The sequence below is a fragment of the Candidatus Limimorpha avicola genome, from assembly GCF_056978975.1.
Genome location: NZ_DBMCYK010000002.1, coordinates 12590 through 32140, shown reverse-complemented (window position 1 = coordinate 32140; position 19551 = coordinate 12590). Strand labels below are relative to the sequence as shown.

Annotated in this window: 18 protein-coding genes; 10 read left to right on the top strand and 8 right to left on the bottom strand. The window is 36.6% G+C overall.

Translation table 11 applies throughout. From position 1 onward, the window contains the following. Positions 1–15 precede the first annotated feature (15 nt). From ACZOVS_RS01320 to ACZOVS_RS01295, 6 genes are all read right to left on the bottom strand, one after another. Positions 16–312 (bottom strand): thioredoxin family protein, encoded by a 297-nt coding sequence (locus tag ACZOVS_RS01320; RefSeq protein ID WP_483995438.1) that lies wholly within the window; start codon positions 310–312, stop codon positions 16–18. 215 nt (positions 313–527) lie between these two features. Next, positions 528–932 (bottom strand): hypothetical protein, encoded by a 405-nt coding sequence (locus ACZOVS_RS01315; RefSeq protein WP_483995437.1) that lies wholly within the window; start codon positions 930–932, stop codon positions 528–530. 79 nt (positions 933–1011) lie between these two features. Then, on the bottom strand, positions 1012–1947 hold the full coding sequence (locus ACZOVS_RS01310) for a nucleotidyl transferase AbiEii/AbiGii toxin family protein (protein WP_483995436.1): 936 nt from the start codon (positions 1945–1947) through the stop codon (positions 1012–1014). Positions 1948–2015: 68 nt separating this feature from the next. Beyond that, complete coding sequence (locus tag ACZOVS_RS01305) at positions 2016–2606, bottom strand: DUF6088 family protein (RefSeq protein ID WP_483995435.1); 591 nt, start codon at positions 2604–2606, stop codon at positions 2016–2018. 150 nt (positions 2607–2756) lie between these two features. Beyond that, entirely contained in the window at positions 2757–3338 is a 582-nt protein-coding gene (locus ACZOVS_RS01300; protein WP_483995434.1) for a hypothetical protein, read from the bottom strand. 9 nt (positions 3339–3347) lie between these two features. Next, entirely contained in the window at positions 3348–3860 is a 513-nt protein-coding gene (locus ACZOVS_RS01295; protein ID WP_483995433.1) for a hypothetical protein, read from the bottom strand. Positions 3861–4291: 431 nt separating this feature from the next. Here ACZOVS_RS01295 and ACZOVS_RS01290 point away from each other — a divergent pair, with 431 nt between their 5' ends. The 8 genes from ACZOVS_RS01290 to ACZOVS_RS01255 all read left to right on the top strand — a co-directional run bounded on the left by ACZOVS_RS01290 (position 4292) and on the right by ACZOVS_RS01255 (position 14126). Further along, positions 4292–4945: an ABC transporter ATP-binding protein gene (locus ACZOVS_RS01290; protein WP_483995432.1), complete on the top strand. Its 654-nt coding sequence runs from the start codon at positions 4292–4294 to the stop codon at positions 4943–4945. Positions 4946–4996: 51 nt separating this feature from the next. Then, positions 4997–7336: a tetratricopeptide repeat protein gene (locus ACZOVS_RS01285; RefSeq protein WP_483995431.1), complete on the top strand. Its 2340-nt coding sequence runs from the start codon at positions 4997–4999 to the stop codon at positions 7334–7336. A 56-nt stretch (positions 7337–7392) separates the two neighbouring features. Next, positions 7393–8673, top strand: a complete 1281-nt coding sequence (locus tag ACZOVS_RS01280) for an L-cysteine desulfidase family protein (RefSeq protein WP_483995430.1) — start codon at positions 7393–7395, stop codon at positions 8671–8673. Positions 8674–9059: 386 nt separating this feature from the next. After that, complete coding sequence (locus ACZOVS_RS01275) at positions 9060–9755, top strand: 4Fe-4S dicluster domain-containing protein (protein WP_483995429.1); 696 nt, start codon at positions 9060–9062, stop codon at positions 9753–9755. A 62-nt stretch (positions 9756–9817) separates the two neighbouring features. Beyond that, the gene (locus ACZOVS_RS01270) at positions 9818–10885 is read left to right on the top strand and encodes a heterodisulfide reductase-related iron-sulfur binding cluster (RefSeq protein ID WP_483995428.1); all 1068 of its coding nucleotides are present in this window, start codon (positions 9818–9820) and stop codon (positions 10883–10885) included. A gap of 18 nt (positions 10886–10903) precedes the next feature. Beyond that, the gene (locus ACZOVS_RS01265) at positions 10904–11959 is read left to right on the top strand and encodes an FAD-dependent oxidoreductase (RefSeq protein ID WP_483995427.1); all 1056 of its coding nucleotides are present in this window, start codon (positions 10904–10906) and stop codon (positions 11957–11959) included. Further along, a complete protein-coding gene (locus ACZOVS_RS01260; protein ID WP_483995426.1) occupies positions 11959–12288 on the top strand; it encodes a 4Fe-4S dicluster domain-containing protein in 330 nt (109 codons plus the stop codon). The genes ACZOVS_RS01265 and ACZOVS_RS01260 overlap by 1 nt, the downstream gene beginning before the upstream one ends. After that, on the top strand, positions 12288–14126 hold the full coding sequence (locus tag ACZOVS_RS01255) for a heterodisulfide reductase-related iron-sulfur binding cluster (protein ID WP_483995425.1): 1839 nt from the start codon (positions 12288–12290) through the stop codon (positions 14124–14126). Before ACZOVS_RS01260 ends, ACZOVS_RS01255 begins: the two co-directional genes overlap by 1 nt. A 102-nt stretch (positions 14127–14228) precedes the next feature. On the opposite strand, the gene ACZOVS_RS01250 is transcribed toward ACZOVS_RS01255, so the two are convergent. Then, complete coding sequence (locus ACZOVS_RS01250; RefSeq protein WP_483995424.1) at positions 14229–16397, bottom strand: RelA/SpoT family protein; 2169 nt, start codon at positions 16395–16397, stop codon at positions 14229–14231. 2 nt (positions 16398–16399) lie between these two features. Next, a complete protein-coding gene (locus tag ACZOVS_RS01245) occupies positions 16400–16678 on the bottom strand; it encodes an ATP-dependent Clp protease adaptor ClpS (protein ID WP_483995423.1) in 279 nt (92 codons plus the stop codon). Positions 16679–16976: 298 nt separating this feature from the next. Here ACZOVS_RS01245 and ACZOVS_RS01240 point away from each other — a divergent pair, with 298 nt between their 5' ends. Beyond that, the gene (locus ACZOVS_RS01240; RefSeq protein ID WP_483995422.1) at positions 16977–18500 is read left to right on the top strand and encodes an oligosaccharide flippase family protein; all 1524 of its coding nucleotides are present in this window, start codon (positions 16977–16979) and stop codon (positions 18498–18500) included. A 53-nt stretch (positions 18501–18553) separates the two neighbouring features. Continuing rightward, positions 18554–19549 carry a Wzz/FepE/Etk N-terminal domain-containing protein gene (locus tag ACZOVS_RS01235; protein WP_483995421.1) on the top strand — a complete coding sequence of 332 codons (996 nt, stop codon included), beginning with the start codon at positions 18554–18556 and terminating at the stop codon, positions 19547–19549. Positions 19550–19551 lie beyond the last annotated feature (2 nt).

Sequence of the window (19551 nt, the reverse complement as noted above, 5' to 3'; positions counted from 1 at the left end):
ATATACTTATATTATTTATACCATATCAAGCAAACTAACAAGTTCATTTTTTGTCGCCACGCCTTTTTTTATCCACAACAATTCCCCGTCTTTAAAAAGGAAAAGTGTTGGAACAGAATGTATCTTATATTTATGCGCTAAGGTCTTATTGATATCAATATCGACTTTTGCAATGCGTATCTTGTCTTTAAAATGTTCCACAACTTCAAAAAGTTCGCCTGTCTGTCGTTTGCAATGACTGCACCATTCGGCAAAAAAATCTATCAAAACAGCTTGTTCTCCATTAATTAAATCAGAAAATTTAGTCTTCATGTCTGTTGTTATATGTTTATCTTGTATTCTCTTTGATAACAACGATGGCATTCAAAAGTTTCAACCATAATAAAATCCTTAACGAGTCTGTGGAAAAATTCTCAAACTGCCTGTTTGTTATGGTATTATAAAAATCCATTTAAGATGTAATGAACACAATTATAACCGAGCAACAAAATTTCTATTCTTCTAATGATAATAAGGTTTTTAAATTATTATAAATCATCAATAGCTGAGGAACGGACTGCATCAGTGTTTATCTTACCATAATACATCAGCGAAACAAAATATTTTCCATAATCCCCTTTCTGTAAAGACAATTTAATATCGCCTTTCGGAGTCTCATACAAGGTGTACCAAGTACATCTATCCATAGACAACTCAAACAGCTTATCATTGTTAGTTTTAGGAACAGGCGAGCCATGGAATTGCTCTACCACCTCTGTTGGAACACCATACTTCTGTGATAACATGGATTTAAGAAGATTATAATTTTGTTCAAGAGAACTCCAAACATTACATTCAGGAAACAAACTCGACAACACTATTAATAGCCTGACGAATATCATCAGCATCTGTTTCTCCTTGTCCTTCACCGGTACAGGAACATAGCAATTCATTAGTGTCAGCAGAAATGAACTGAATTATAATTTACATAACAGTTAACATAATCATTTACTTCTTCCAAACTTTCAACAATTATTTTTCCCATTTCAATGCTCTGAATCTATCCTGCAAGTCCCGTAAGCGTTCCATAATCTCATCGAAAGATGGTGCATCGGCATATATGAAGCCGATTTTCAACTGCTTATAGTCCTCTCGTAAAACATTTTCTATACTTGAAGGAGGAAGAAAAGATATTGTATGTGGAAGATGACGCGTATAATCCAACCCACTCCATGCAGTGAACTTTTTACGATGTGCTACAATATCTTCGTATAATTGAATATTCTTCATCGCTTCCATTGCAAATGAGTGGTCCATCATCTTTACAATATCATACATGTGTCGCGTAATACGTTCGATATGTGTACAGCCGTTTGGACGGTTGAATTCCTCATGTAAAAGAAAAACCTTTTCCAAGAATGTCCGTCCGGGCACTACGGTAGGAACTGTAAATATCGGAAATGAAAACTCTTCACTCGGATAGGTCTCTTCTATCATCGAACGCATTTCTATCTCTTCCGATGGTTCCATGAGTGAACGACAACTTATCTCAACTTTGACTCGTTCAGATATATATTTCATTTTTGTTTGCAGCACTGAATTATACTCAACAAACAGGACTACAGGGTCAAGGTCGCTGACAGATGTCTCCGGAATTATAACCTTACAACATTCTAACAACTCAAACTCTTTTAATCTGTTCTCAACATCGAGCACAAAAATGCTATCGATGAACTTTTTGGAGTCTTTTCGTAATTTAGTCCGCCGGCTTTTAGTCGCAATATCTGTGAAGCCAAAATATTTAGGATCTATTGCAAGGTCAATATCTTCAGAGAACCTTTCTATCAAACCCCAACCTTTGCTAAGACTCGTTCCTCCTTTGAATACAAAAGCTGCAGCATACGGCAAAGAAAATATGGCGCGTAACACCATACTGACCCAATAGTCCTTTTCTACGGCATTATCCACAATCCCTTTATCCTCAGCAACATTAGCTAATATTGTAAGTCGCTCTTCTTATGTGAGCATAGTCCAATTCATAATGCAAGTCTTTGTTTAATCCATTGTGGGGCAATGCTGTAATCGTATTTGATTTCATCAGGACTGCCATATTTCTCAATGGCTTGTTTTATGATAGCAACCTGTTCATCTGTCACGTTATCTTTCCCTAATTCTTTCATGGCAGCGACTATAAGTGGGAACAAGTCCGTCTTATAGGCAAAATTGCGAGGTGCGCTGCGCTTGAATATGATTTTTCGGTTTCCGATAGTAAGTTCTCGTGATGTGGCATCTGTCAAATAGACAGCATTCATCGTAACCTGCGTGGACAGTCCCAATTTGTTCAATGCAGTCAATCCACTGGGTATAATACGAGCCTTATCCTTTTCTGCAATGGCGTATGCTATATCTTCAATAGACGGACGAAGTACACCGAATTTATTACGCAACGGATATAAATACAGACCTTGTGAAAGACGAATGAGTACTCCCTCTTTCTCTAATCGAGAAAGTGCACGAGTAACTAACCCGTCATTATTCAGATGTGCAAAATCACTCACCATATAAAGCCTGTTAGGTCCGTTTCTGTCTATGATGCTCCGTATTTCCTTTGTCAGTATTGTCTTCATATCCACTATGATTCATGATGCAAAGATACGATTTTCTATTAAAATAACGATAAAATGTCCGAAATTATTAAAGAATTTCGGACATTATGAGACAGATTCAATAAAGTTATTAGAAATTATAATCAATCGTTTACAACAACGAGTAAATTATTATAAATCATCAATAGCTGAGGAACGGACTGCATCAGTGTTTATCTTATCATAATACATCAGCGAAACAAAATAGTCCCAATCCCTTTTTTGTAAAGACAATTTAATATCGCCTTTCGGAGTCTCATACAAGGTGTACCAAGTACATCTATCCATAGACAACTCATATAGCTTATCATTGTTAGTTTTAGGAACAGGCGAGCCATGGAATTGCTCTACCACCTCTGTTGGAACACCATACTTCTGTGATAACATGGATTTTAGAAGATTATAATTTTGTTCAAGAGAACTCCAAACATTACATTCAGGAAACAATACACATATTTTACTAACAACATTAATTGCATCAAGCGTATATATCAAAACATTACAATCTTTAAAACCGGCAAAATCACCTTGCAGAACTGCATAATCAATCCCTCCCTCCAAATACTCAAACCCGGCACTTTTCATTTTCTTGACATACTCGCTTAACGTTCCATCAATTGGAACACCCTTAAATGTCAAATGTTCAGTATCATTTTGAGCAAATGACACTAAAGTTACAACTAATACAAAAAAAGTAACAATCGATTTTTTCATGATACTAATTTAAAACTGATTATCATTATATTCAAAAAACAAACTCGACAATGCATTATTAATAGCCTGACGAATATCATCAGCATCTGTTTCTCCTTGTCCTTCACCGGTACAGGAACATAGCAATTCATTAGTGTCAGCAGAAATGAACTGAATTATAATTTCCATTGTATGTCCCAAACCTCGTGCTCTTTTACCAATTTCACCATAGTTTACAACTATAGTCTCATGAGACAATTCTGATTTCAATTCAGGTAAAATTATAAATCCTTCCTTAATCAAAATTCCCGAAATAACATCACTTGGATTAACGCTTTTAGTTGTTGATAAACCATAAATTCCATACATACCACCAAAAGTTCCACCGCTACTAGAAGTCAATTCTTTCGTTGGTATAATATATGCATATTTATATTTTTCAATAGAGGCATATTTCATAACAACAGGTGTCTTAAGTGGGGCACAAGCTGTAAATATTATCATCGTAATGACAACAAACAACATTTTATTAATAATTCTCATACGCATTTTATTATAAAAAAACTCCTATACATTTCAAAAATCGCTATTTAACCAAACATGAAAACAATATTGCAAATTTATTTCCAACTGTAAATACCCACATCTCAAACTACATGTCAAGCATTTCGCGTTTTTATTTTTTTAATATCTTAAATATTTTTCTTAATTTAACTGCAAAGTTAAAAAATAAAAACAATTTTCATTCATAACAAATAAAAAAAATAAACAATACGATATTACATACATGATATTGAGCATTTTTGTCTTGGCTGAGTAATCATGTCATGGTTTTCTATTCGTTCATATTTTTTACATTTTTTAAGAACAGCAATCTGTTATTATAACATTGATATCAAGTCGTCTGTCGTCATTTCTTCTCATTTTGATGAAATTATTCTGAAGATTTTATGTATTTTTGCAAAAAAATTAATATGATTCAGGCAAAAGGCATTTTCAAGTCGTTTGGCAATGTACAAGTCTTAAAAGGCATTGACATTGACATCACAAAAGGTGAAATCGTCAGTATTGTAGGAGCGTCAGGTGCCGGAAAAACCACGCTGTTGCAGATTCTCGGCACTCTCGACAAGGCTGACAAAGGGGAACTATTCATTGAAGGTGTCAATGTCAACAGCATGAATCAAAAAACTCTTGCGGCATTTAGAAACAAAAAGATAGGTTTCGTGTTTCAGTTTCATCATTTGTTGCCTGAATTTACCGCTATCGAAAACATTTGCATTCCGGCATTCATTGCAGGGACATCTAAAAAACAAGCATACGACAAAGCCATGAAACTACTGTCATACATGAATCTCACCCAACGTGCCGACCATAAGCCGTCCATGTTGTCAGGCGGTGAACAACAACGTGTTGCAGTAGCGAGAGCCTTGATAAACAGTCCTGCCATAGTTCTTGCCGACGAGCCTTCCGGTAATTTGGACTCACAATCTGCAGCAGACCTTCACGAGCTGTTTTTCAACCTCAGAAAAGAAACAGGTCAGACTTTCGCCATAGTGACACACAACAACGACCTTGCCAAAATGGCAGACCGCAGCATACTAATCAAAGACGGTATAATTGAATCTTAACTCATGCAATAATAAATCTTTTTAATCGTTTTAAGAAAAATAATTTCATCTATGCAGAAAGGGCTTTTTATCATAAGTTTATTGATATCGCTAATATTTTGTCTATCATCCAATAATATATCTGCACAGGAAGCAGAGCCCACATATCAGTCTCTCATCCAATCCGGCGATAAGGAATTCGGCGCAAAAGAATATATCAAAGCCAAATCTTATTACCAGGAGGCATTACGTCAAAAACCTGACGACGCCACAGCAAAAAACAAACTTAACAAAACACTGCAAATGATTCGCCAACAGAATCAGAAAGAAGAGGTGTTTTACGGTTACATCGACACCGCGGATGCCCTTTATGAAAAAGGTGACATGGAAAAGGCTCTTGAGGAATACAACAAGGCTTTGTCAATACTTCCAAACGACTCATACGCCTTGGAGAGAAAAGCTGCCATAATAAATATTTTAGAACAGGAAAAAGAAAAAATAGCTGCTTTCAACAATACAATGTCTATTGCCGACAAACTGCTGTCAGAAGAACGCTATGCAGAAGCGACATTGCAATATGAAGCTGCATTGCAATTATATCCCAACAACAATAATGCCAGAAACAAGTATGAAGAAGCTAAAAATAAAAAAGAAATATATGACAATCAAGTAGATAACTTTGAGAAACTTGTTGCTGAAGCACAACAACTAACATTAAGGAAACGTTACGGCGAAGCTATCTCAAAATATCAAAGCGCTCTTGAAATATTTCCTGAAGATGAAGACACAAAAAATGAAATTGCAAGATTAACGGTAGAAAAATCCATATCCGACAGATATAATATTGCCATTGCACAGGCTGACAGTCTTTATCAGGAGAAATCGTACGAGAAGGCTCTTGCCATGTATCAACAGTCCATGACAATAATACCTGATGATGCATATTCCACCGGAATGATCAACCGTATCAACGAGACCCTTAACAGTGATGAATACAAGGCATTGCAAGATTATCGCATTATAATAGAAGCGGCACAGGGATTTGAAGCCGCCAACGACCTGAACAACGCATTGGCAAAATACAACGAGGCTCTCGTCGTAAAACCCAATGACGAATATGCAACAATGAAAATTGAAAGTATAAACACCACATTGGAAAACATTAGAAATCAGGAAGAATTGGATGCGAGATATTTTGCCCTTATCGATAAAGGTACCGACTCTGAAAACAACAATGACCTGCAAACAGCATTGTCATTCTATTCTCAAGCCATAGAATTGAAACCCAATGGTGTGGAAGCTCATGAGAAAAAAGACAATGTAAATAGAAAGATAAAGACTCAGGAATCACAATTGGCATTGGAAAAACAACAGTTGGAAGAAAACTACAACAAAGCCATTCAGGAAGGCGACAAGAATTTTGAAGAAGGCAAATTCAATGATGCCATACTCTCCTATCAGCATGCCCTTGAACTGAAATCAAATGAAACATACCCTCAACAAAAAATTGCAGATGCCCAAAATCAATTGGCTGCCATTGCATCCGAGGCAGAACGTCAGGAACGTATCAACCACCTGTTAACTACAGCAGAACAGTATTTTACAGACAAAGAATATGAAAAGGCCGAAAGTACTTACAGAGAGTTGTTACAGTTAGAGCCTGACAACAGCACTGCTTTAAGTCAAATCAAAGTCATTGAAGATCTTTATGCAGAGATAGCAAGACAGAAACAGCAAAACTATGATGCTGCAATGCTCTCAGGCAACAATTTCCTGAATGTGAAAAACTATCCTGACGCAATAGAACAATTCACCATAGCATTGGAGAACAAACCCGGTGACGAAACTGCCAATCAGCAGCTGACTTTGGCTGAACAACTCAACCAATCAAGATTAAATGCACTTGCTCAAGAATTTCAACAACTCATCTCAAGTGGAGACACTCAGTTTGAAAGCAAAAACTATGATAAAGCCATAGACTTCTATTCCAAAGCCATTGCTCTCAATACCGGTAACAGCTATCCCTCCGACATGATAAAGAAAATCGGACAGATATTGCAAGAAAACAAGTTGGCTGAACTCATCACTTCTCCCGTAACTCTCGATGTCAACATGGTAAAACGTTTTAGCTTTGATGCTGTCGATGTCACGACACGTCGTAACAACTATATCTTTATAAAGGCCAAGAACCTCGGCACTGAAAGTTTCACCTTATATATCTCATACGGCAAGGATGGCTCCAAGAACGGAGGTTTCATGGTGACTGTCCCCAACAATCAGGATATAAACGACTTCATCGTCCGTATCGGCTCACAGTACAAATGGTTCAGTGAAGACAACAACTGGATAGAGTTTACAGCAGAACACGGCAGTTTGGAACTGACCACCATAGAAATAAGTAAAAGTAATTAAATTATTTGTTATTTCAATAAATAACTTTAATTTTGTGGGTTGAAAAATATCATTTTATGAAAAAAAGCGACCCACGTTACAATCAATACATTAGCATATTAAATGAAGAACTTGTCCCTGCCATGGGATGTACGGAACCTATATGTCTTGCCTATGCGGCAGCGAAATCGAGAGATATATTGGGCGAACTTCCGGACAAAGTGGAGATACTTGCAAGTGGCAACATAATAAAAAATGTAAAGAGTGTCATTGTCCCCAACACTAACAGAATGAAAGGTATCAAAGCCTCTGTCGCAGTTGGCATAGTCGCCGGTAATGCAGAAAAAGTGTTAGAGGTCATTTCTGAAGTTACAGACAAACAGAAAGAAGAAGTTCTGCTATTCCTGAAAAACACTCCTATTACAGTAAAACATATTGATTGTCAAGAACAGTTGGATGTAACCATCATAGTTTACAAAGGAGAGCACAAAGCTCTGGTAAGAATATCCGGATTCCATACCAATATTGTTCTCATGAAAAAAGACGACACTGTATTATACGAGTGTGCTACCATCAGCAAACCTGACAAGAAACTCACTGACAGAAGCATACTATCGATAGAAGGCATAATAGACTTCGCCGACAGTGTCGATATTGAAGATGTCAAATCTTTACTTGACAATCAGATAAAATGCAACAAGGCCATCTCTGAAGAAGGGTTGAGAAACGAATGGGGAGCTAATATAGGAAGTATCCTGCTCAAAATGTACGGCGATGATATTAAGATCAGAGCCAAGGCATGGGCTGCCGCCGGCTCCGATGCAAGGATGAACGGCTGTGAACTGCCTGTAATAATAAACTCCGGCAGTGGCAATCAGGGTCTTACTGCCTCTCTCCCGGTCTTGGCATACGCTGAAGAATACAATATTGACAAAGAACGGATGTATCGAGCCTTAGTTGTTTCAAACCTTACTGCCATACACCAGAAGACAAGAATAGGACGTCTCTCGGCTTACTGCGGTGCTGTCAGCGCCGGCTGCGCATCGGCATGCGGTATAGCATATCTCCTCGGCGAGGACTTCAATATTATTTCACAAACCTTGTCCAACTCAGTCGCAATTGTTTCAGGCATCATCTGCGACGGCGCCAAGTCATCATGCGCCGCCAAGATAGCAGCAGCAGTAGATGCAGGATTGACAGGCTATTATATGAGTAAAAACAACAAATGTTTTGAACCTGGCGACGGTATTGTCGGTAATGATATTGAAGACACTATCAAAAATGTCGGTATGCTCGGCAGTATTGGAATGCGCGAGACTGATAAGGAAATCATCGAAATAATGACAAAAAACGGATGATTGTTTAATCTTCCATAGTCTTAAACATAACGCTTGATATTGCAAACCGGATGTTTTTGTCATTTATGTGTCTTTGATTTTCAGTAAAGAACGACTTTCAAATAAAACGTTCTTAAAATTCATGATGAAAATGAGCATTCCCTATTCCTGCATAACTATGCAATTGTTCATAACTTTTTAAAACTTTTAATAAAATTCATATGATATATTGCATACTTTTGCAAATTAGTAAAAGGTTATACTATAAAACATGATACTTGTTAAAGATAAGGAAGTCATTATAATGCGAAACACATCCGTTTAAAAAGCGAACTAAATAAATGGAAATGACGATTTGCAACAATTGTAAATGATAATAAAAACCCGTTAGAATAAAAAGGAAAAAAATGGGAAAATTATACGATAAACTAACACAAGATTACCGTGTTAAAGAAGGCTTAAAAGCCTGCATAAATTGCGGAACATGTACAGCAATCTGTCCGGCGGCGGAGTTTTATCAATACGATCCTCGGCAGATTGTAGATATTGTACAGAGTAAAGATGATGCAGAAATTGAAAAACTGTTGAAAAGCGAAACCATCTGGTATTGCGGCGAATGTATGTCGTGCATAACAAGATGTCCAAGAAAAAATGCGCCGGGATTGGTTATCATGGCATTACGCAACCTTTCTTTGGAATTGGGCTTTTTCATCGAGTCCGAGAAAGGAAGACAACAATATGCCATCAATAAATCCCTGTGCGGCAATATATTGAACTATGGATACTGCATATATCCGAGAACATTTACATCTGCATTGCACCCGGAGGCAGGTAAAATATGGGAATGGCAAGAAAAGCATTTTGAAGATGTTTATTCACGTTTAGGTGCAAATCTCGACGGAAACGGCAGGGGCGCTTTAAGAAAAATTCCTCAAGAAGATTTGGATGAGCTTAAACGAATCTTTGATGTGACAGGCGCCACCCAAAGACTTGAATCTGTGGAAAAAATATCTATGGAGAAGGCAAAAGAAATGGGACTAACAGAAGAGGAATATTTTATGAAAATATTTACTCAAACAGAAAAAGACCATCTAAACCATTAACCCCTGCCAACAAAATAAAACAATGTCAGAGTACAAAAATAATTAAGTAAAAGAACAATAATATGATATACGAAGGTAAACAAAAAATATGGTCCGATTATCAAAAGGATATTCCCGATGACCATTATTTTTATGTAAGAAGTTGTATTAGACAGAGCATCTTCCCTGCTTCAGAAATGGTATTTTTAGACATTACCAGAAACAAATTACAAAAAGATTTCTTTGAAACAGAGCATCATACGACATGTGGCGGTATTGCATACCACTCAGACGCCATTCCGCAAGAGACAGCAATGACAATCATTGCCAGACAGTTTGCCCTAATGCACAAATACGGTTATGAGAATTATGTATGCTCATGTATCACCTCATTCGGATTATATACTGAAACTTTGGAAACTTGGAGAGAATTTCCTGAATTAGAGGCGAAGATAAAGGAAAAATTATGGGAATCCTGCAAATTGGAGTTTGCAAAGCCAAAATATCTTGCACATGCAAGCGATATTATTTACAAATTCCGCAATCAGATAGCGCAACAGGCAAAATTCAAATTAATAAACAAAAAGACAGGCGAACCTCTCAGAGTGGTAGAACATATTGGCTGCCACTACTCTAAAATGTTCCCGTCAAAAGGCTTTGGAGGGGCAGAATATCCTTATGTCCTTGCCGGCATGATTGAAGCCTGGGGAGGTGAAGTAATAGATTATCCGGAACGTCGTCACTGCTGCGGTTTTGGATTCCGTCAATATTTCGTCCAAACCAACAGAGGTTATTCTCTTTCAAATACACACAAAAAATTCGAATCCATGGAGCCTTACAAACCGGATATGATTATAACCAACTGTCCTGGATGCCCTTATTTTCTTGACCGTTGGCAATATGTCATCTCAGAGACAGAAGGCAAGACATACGGTCAGGACGGTCACGGAATTCCTGTATTCACTTACGAAGAAGTTGCAGGACTTGTTCTTGGCTATGACCCTTGGGATCTCGGATTACAGGTTCACCAGGTTGGTGTGGAACCTTTATTAGATAAGATGGGAATCCCATACAATCCTGAAAATAAATTCAAAGGATTAAACAATAAAGATCTTGGAAGACCGGAACTTCCATCTTGCGCAAGTCTGTAAGTTCAAATAAAAACAGATTTGTACAAAAACTATATTAAAAACGCCAATATACATCGTATGAGTAACAACGTAATAATTATAGGAGGTGGTCCAAGCGGGTTGGAGGCCTCTGCCCAACTTTACAAAATGGGTTACAACGTATTTTTGATTGAAAAAGATTCACAATTAGGAGGACATCTTGCAAAATGGGACAGGCTTTTTCCTGACGGCATTGAAGCAAAAACCATTCTTGATAACATTCTTGAAAACATTAATGGAGTAAAGTATTTTCTTAATACTGAGGTTGAATCCATAACCCTTTTAGATAAAGAGTATAACGTAATACTTTCAAACGGGACTACTATTCCTGCAACAGCAATTCTTGTTGCATGCGGATTTGACCTCTTTCCTGCAGAGAAGAAAGAAGAATATGGCTATGGAATCTATGACCATGTAATTACAAATGCAGATTTAGAGAATTGGTTCAAAACAGGATTAGACGACAGAATAATAAAGAACCCCAAAAGAATTGGTTTTGTACATTGTGTCGGTTCCAGAGACGAAAAAGCCGGCAACAGATACTGCTCAAAGGTTTGCTGCGCCACTGCCGTAAAACAGGCGTGCGAAGTAAAAGAGGCATTCCCTGATGCAGAAGTAATATGTTTCTATATGGATTTGAGGATGTTTGGCAAAGGATATGAAGATTTATATCTTAAAGCACAAAAGGATTATGGAATAAGATTTATTAGAGGGAGGGTATCTGAAGTAGCAGAAAATATTGACAAACAATTAGTCATAAAAGCCGAAGATACCCTTAGCGGCAAACCTGTAAAAGTCACGCTTGACTTGCTTGTCCTAATGGCCGGAATGAAAAACTGCGTTTCATCTTCCAAGATTTCTAATTTATTTTCTCTGAAGACAGATGAATATGGATTTTTTACCGGTAAAGACAGCATATATAAATTACAGGACAGCAACAAAGAAGGAATTTTCCATGCAGGTGCATGCAGTGGACCCAAAACATTGCCGGAATCATTGCATGAAGCAAGAGCTGCGGCATTAGCTATCGACAACTACATAAAAAGTTTAGAATAATGACAGGTTTTGGATATTCATTGACACCAAGTTCCAGAATCAATCTCGATGATAAGGATAAAGAGAAATGGAACAAGTTGATCGACCTTGAGCCCGATGTACTTAAATGTATGGCTTGCGGCTCATGTACAGCAAGTTGCACTGCAGGAATTTTCACAAAAACAAGTTTGAGAAGTGCCATTCTTTATTTGCAAAACGGTTTGGAAAAACAAGCAATGGAGTACGTGAAGTCGTGTCTTTTGTGCGGAAAATGCTTTATGGTATGTCCACGAGCAATCAACACAAGACATTTATTACTATCTATAAGTAAAATTTATACAGTAAAATAATGGAAGAAAGAATTGCAGGCGGCTACGACCCTTTCGTGCTGCCGTTCATGATAGGAATGATATTTATACTTACGTATCTGCTTATTGCACTCATACGTATAATATGTATTATGCCGAAAAGCGACAGAAAGAGACTTGGTCTTTCGTTGTTAAAACCTAAAATAATATATAAAAACATCAAAGATATTTTTGGAGACTGCCTGCTGCATTTGAAGATATTCAAATGTAATCCTCTTCTTGGATATATGCACGCCAGTATTGCATTTGGATGGTTTATGCTTATTGTCATAGGTCATATTGAGGTAGCACTCTTTACTCCGCAAAGAAACGGCATCCCCTATTATCCTTTGTTCTACAGATATTTTGTTGCAGAGCAAACCCCAACGCCAAAAGGTTCTTTATTTTTCTTTTTAATGGATTTTTTCCTTCTAATTGTTCTAAGCGGCATAGGTCTTGCAATGTTCAAACGCATACGCTCAAGTGCCTTAGGAATGAAACGCACCACAAAACCATGCGTTGCAGACCGAATAGCTCTCTATTGCTTATGGGCAATATTTCCGTTAAGACTTCTTGCCGAGGGTCTTACAGCCGAAATCAGCGGTGGAGGCTTCCTTACAAAATCGACAAATACTCTTCTTGCAAACTTCTTTGGAAATGATATAAACGTTCTTCCGATGTGGTGGGCATATTCAATAGTGTTAGGACTCTTTTTCCTTGCGCTCCCATTCAGCCGTTACATGCATATTCCAACTGAACCGTTATATATACTTCTAAGAAACGCCGGCATAAAACCATCACATCCTCGTAAAGGAATTGCAGAGGCGGAAATATATTCCTGCTCCAGTTGCGGTATCTGCTTAGACGCCTGCCCTATGAACACACAAAAGAAAAACCTTAAATATTCTTCAGTATATTTCATTCGTTTTCTACGCAGAAACAATACACAAAAAACAAACGAAATTGCAGATAAATGCCTTATGTGCGGCAAATGCGTGGCTGCCTGTCCTGTCAGCGTTGACTCTTGTGCACTTAAACAAAGCCAAAGATCTACTATAACCAACAAATTGCCGTACAATTACAGTTTCCTAAATGATGTTACCATAAACAGTGAAACACATATTTCGGACATTAATGCTCAATCGGGAAGCGACAACAATAATGTACTTTATTTTGCAGGCTGTATGACACATCTTACCCCAGCCATAATCAAATCCATGACAAGCATTTTTGAGACTGTTAAAGAGAAATATGTTTTTGCCGATAAAGAGGGAGGCATTTGCTGTGGCAGACCGCTTATACTTGCAGGAAGGACGGACGCCGCCAAAGAGGTTATTGAGAAAAACCGTGAACTTGTTCGGAGCAGCGGATGCAAGACCATTGTTCTCTCCTGCCCCATCTGTATGAAAGTTTTTAAGGAAGAATATAATTTACAGGGAGTTACAATTCTTCACCACACACAGTACATTAACAACCTTATTCTGCAGGGACGTCTTAAACTCAACAAAAGCGAAGAGAGCTTTGTATATCATGATCCTTGCGAACTTGGCAGAGGCTGCAATATCTACAACGAGCCTCGCAATGTAATATCAGCAATAGGAGAACTTAAGAAGGCTGATAAAGAAAAAGATAAAAGCATTTGTTGCGGAGGAAGTCTTGGCAGTTTAACACTTGATTATGCAGATAGAACACAGATTACACGAGAATCACTACAAGCACTGACAATCGAAAATCCAGACAAAATTGTAACAGCTTGTCCGCTTTGTTTGAAAACATTTGGAGACCAATCTGATACACCGGTAATTGACATTGCACAAGCTGTTGCCGATAACATAAAATAATTCTTTTAATAATAAGTCAAAAAGCTTGCAGCAGCAAGCTTTTTAATTTAATGACCTAAAAAAAGTCATCCTTGAAATGAAATAACAACAAAAAGGCAATCATTACGTCCTTTGTACATCTATAATATTACGCAACGATTTGATATTACGAATCAGAAGGTCCAACATCTCGGTATCTTTTACTTCCAGTAAAAAACGTCCCTCAAAAAAACCATTCTTACTGTCAAGATTTGCATTAAGTATATTGACCTCCATCTGCTTAAATACACCTGTAATATCATTCAAGATTGCAAAAACATCATAAGCAGTAACTCTAATATATGCCTTAGACAATCCGGATGAAGATGTATCCCAATTAATATCGATAACTCTATAAGGATATTGTTTCTTGATAGCTTTAAAATTACGGCAATCAGTCCTATGTACGGTAATACAACCGGCGACACTTACGAAACCTTTCACAGCATCGCCGGGTATTGGGTTACAGCATTTTGCCATTTTATATGCCATATCGCTCATATTACCATCGATAACAATAGATGCATCTCCGACATTAGAAGATTTTTCCTTGACATCATGATTTTCCACCTTCACGGTTTTGTTCTTCTCTTCAGCATAAGTCATCAATACACCTTTTAGCTGAAGCATATCTATTTTCTCCGTTGCTATCAGGTGAAACAGTTCGATTGATTTGTCAATATTATAGTATTTAAGAAGATAATTCAACAATTTATCGTCATAATTAATCTTCCAATTTTTCAATTTACGATGAAAAATGGCACTGCCGAGTTCAGCCTCTTTCATCTCCTGATCTCTAAGATAGCGACGTATTCTGTTTTTCGCTCTTTCTGTTGTAGCAATAGACAGCCATTCCGGACGCGGAAACTGTTTCTTGTTAACTATGACTTCGACAGTGTCGCCATTGGAAAGCACATAATGTATTGGGCGAATACGTTTGTTGATATAAGCACCATTACAATGCAACCCAACCTGAGTATGAATCTCAAATGCAAAATCCAACACTGTAGAACCCACCGGCAATTGTTTCACCTCATTTTGCGGTGTCAATACAAAAACCACATCAGACCTCACCTTGCGTTCCAATCTATCATCAGGCAATTCGGTCAATTCTTTTTCTGTCTCCAGAACATCACGAATCTGGTTAAGCCAAGCATCTGTAGAATATGACTTGCCACCTTTGTAATGCCAATGTGCTGCACAACCTCGTTCAGCAACATCATCCATACGTTGTGTTCTTATCTGAACCTCTATCCATTTGTCTGCATTTTTTACCGTGATATGCAAAGACTCATAACCTGTAATTTTAGGTTTAGTAACCCAATCACGCATACGACCCGGCTTAGGCTCATAAATATTGGTTACTAAAGAAAACACCTTCCAACAGTCATCAATCTCCGACATAACATCGCTATTCTGTATTATTATGCGTATAGCAAAAAGATCATACACCTGATCAAGCGGCACATTTTGAGCTTTCATTTTAGCATATATGGAGGGGATTGACTTAGTTCGCCATTTAATCACAGCTTCTATTCCTTCTTTTTCCAATGCCTCACGAATCGGTTTCATAAAAGCTTCCATGAACACCTCTTGTTCAGCCTTTGATTCCTTGATACTTCGACTAATAAATTCAAATTCATCAGGATGTTCATATTTCATGACTCTTTCTTCGAACTCCTGCTTAATGTTATACAAGCCCAAGCGATGCAATATAGGTATCACCAAATATTTAGCCTCTATATAATATTTGTTAAGACCATCTTCATTAAGTTCTCCTTGATTTCGCAAATAATACAAATTATGCGCTATCATTAACATGATAACGCGAATATCTTCCGCCATGGAAAGAAACAGTCTTACAAACTTGTCCGGTTGAAGTGCTGCCTTCTCTGTATCGACAACAACCATTTTTTCATAGCCATCAACAATATTGGCAACCACATCTCCAAACTGTTCTTTTATTTCATCAATAGTAACACCGAAGCGCGTAATGCCATGAAAAAAAGCAGCAGCTACCGATTTGCTTCGCAAACCCAACTCTGTACACACTATCTCCGCCACATCGATGACATGCAAAATAGAAGGCTTTCCATTGTAACGATAATCGCCATTACGTTTAGACAAAGCAAAACGAAATGCCTTTTCAATATACAACAGTCTTTCTTCGGATATTGTATGTTTTATCGAATCGATAAAGCTATTATATCTCTTTTCTATTATCTCTATTTCCTGCTCGTTATAATTCTGCATATCTATTGTATATTAACATACAGATGATGATTCAGCAAACTAATGTAAAATGGTTCAAGATAATCGTACGTGCCGGACTTTACAATACATTTACCTTTGTAATGTGTAATCCATGCACATGTCTCCGCCTGTTCATAAGTATGCTCACATACTTCAACCAGTGTCTCTATCACATAATCAAAGGTATGTATATCATCGTTAATGAGAATCAGAGATCTATTCCCCTCAATGACTGTATCTGTAGAATAATCATTCAAATATTGTCCCTCGCGTTCGGTCATTTTTTTACAAAAATAATAAAAGTTCTTAATAAAACAAACCTAAAAACTTTCATATTATAACTTATAACAATTGTAAATAGTATCACAAAACGAAAATATTTCATCAAAAGCAATAAAAAAATCTACAAACCGTTATTTTTCCGATATTAGAGAACGAATTAAATATATGGGCGATAGTTACTTTTTATAAGATTACAAAATAATATTTTCAATCTTTACATAAGTTTGATAAAATCATTAAATTTGCCTTGTTTAATTCATCATTCTATAATGTTGGGATAAAAGGTATCTTTTTTTAATGAATAATCGTTTTTTTAAAAATATTATCTTCCTGCTGTTCGTCAACCTGCTGATAAAGCCTTTTTGGATTCTTGGGATAGATCGCAGTGTACAGAATATCGTTGGAGACACCTCATACGGCATTTTTTTGGCTATCAGCAACTTCTCCTATTTGTTCTATATCATATTAGATATGGGACTTACCAATTTCAATAACAGGAACATAGCACAGAATCATCAATTGCTGTCGAAGCATTTTATAGGTATCTCGCAAGCAAAATTGTTTCTGTCTCTAATATATTTCATTGTAATTTTTTCCATAGGTTGGCTGATAGGTTACAATGGAGAACAGATGAAATTACTTGCTATTGTCGGTTTCAACCAAATGTTGTTATCGTTTATACTGTATTTAAGATCTAATATATCTGCATTGTTACTTTTCAAAACAGACAGCATTTTATCGGTACTTGACAGAATGCTGATGATATTCATCTGCGGATTCTTGTTGTGGTCAGGACTTTTTCCGCGTTACAATTTCAACATTTACTGGTATGTATATTCCCAGACGGTATCATATCTGATAACTATGGCAATAGCATTATTCATAGTTTTACGTCATACAAAGAAACTAATCTTTCGATTCAATCTGCCTTTTATCATAGTAATAATAAGGAAAAGTCTTCCATACGCTTTACTAATTTTACTTATGTCATTTTATTTCAGACTTGAGCCTGTATTAATAGAAAGAATCTTGCCACCAGATATAGCCTCATTCCAGGTAGGTATTTTTGCTAGAGCCTACAGACTATTCGATGCAGGAAACAATATCACCAACCTGTTCAATGTTATCCTTTTACCATTGTTTGCAACAATGATAAAACAAGAAGAGGACGTTCAAAGTCTTGTCAAACAATCACTTGGACTTATTATATCAATGACCGTTCTTATCTGTGTATTGTGCATATTTTACAGCAAAGACATCATGCATTTATTGTATGGGATGCAAGAATATGAGACGACAGAGATATTCAACAAGCGTATTGAAGAGTCGTCACATATTTTCCAAATTTTGATGACAAGTTTTGTATTTATCTCAATATCATATATTTTCAACACTCTACTCACCGCCAACGGAAGCCTGAGAATATTGAACATTGTAGCTGCATCTGCTGTTTTAGTAAATATAGTTCTGAATTTTATTTTCATTCCCAACTTCAAAGCCATAGGTGCCGCTTATACAAGTCTTTGTGTGCACAGCACAGCTTGTGTACTACAATATTTCATAGCGAGAAATAAATTCTCTCTTAGAATAAAAGTCTTCTTTTGGTTGAAAGTTTTGATTTATATTATTTGCATAGTTACAACAACACTGTTTACGACAAAATTAAATCTGACATGGTATTATTCTTTCACAATTGCTCTTATAATAGGTATAGGATGGGCAATAATCACCAAATTATTAGACATAAAGGATTTGAAAGACTTGCTTTTTTCAACCTTGGCTAAAAGGCAAAATGAAACAAAAAAGCAACAAAAATATTGACCATATCATAAAATTTACTAATTTTGAGCGATTTTTTACGAGAATCTGGGGAGATGGAATTTTTTAACACAAAATGTATCGTGAATCTGTTATTAAAACATAAAGTCAGCATAATTGTGATTATAATAATTGCAGGAATGCTTTCCATTATTTTTTCTTCAAGTTATTTCATCACCCCCCTTTACAAAGCCACTGTGATATTATATCCAACCACAACATATTCAGTATCGAAGGCTATCATGAATACCAATGAACTCATTTATGTCGATCCTCTTGAAATTGGTGAAGAAGCCCAAACAGATCAAATGATACAAATCCTGAGTTCTAATATAATAAGGTCTAAAATAATTGAAAGATTCAATCTTTTCGAACATTATGGATTATCATCTGCAGTAAAATTCAGGAATCATAAAATGAACAAGCAATTAGACAGCAAAATCAGGATTCGCAGGACTGAGTACAATGCAGTAAAAATCTCAGTATTGGATAGCGACCCTCAATATGCTGCAGATATTGCAAATGAGATGGCAGCCCTCTTTGACACCACTTTATACGAATTCCAAAGGGATATAACTGCGAAAGCATTGGAAATAGTTGAAAATGAATATAATACAATAAAAGATAATATAAGCAAACTTCAAGATTCTCTACATAGTCTTGCAAAAAATGGTATTTATGACTATGATTTACAAATAGAATCTCTTAACAATCAACTTGCTGCAGAAATAGCAAAAGGAAGCAAAAACGGTGTAAATAACATCAAAAAAGAGATAAATGACATCGTGCCTTATGCCGGGATTGTCAACAGAATAAAGAAAGAAATTCAGGAACAAGAAGATGCTTTGGCAATAATCAAGACCAAATATGATGATGCAAGAATAAATGCCACACAAAGTATTCCGCATAAATTTGTAATAGCATCAGCCACTCCCGATGACAAGCAAGCATTCCCATGTCGTATAGTCATAGTTTTGATAACCATGTTATCTACATTCATAGTTTTGCTTTTCTCATTAATATTTATTGAACGTATTTACAGAACAAAATAGCT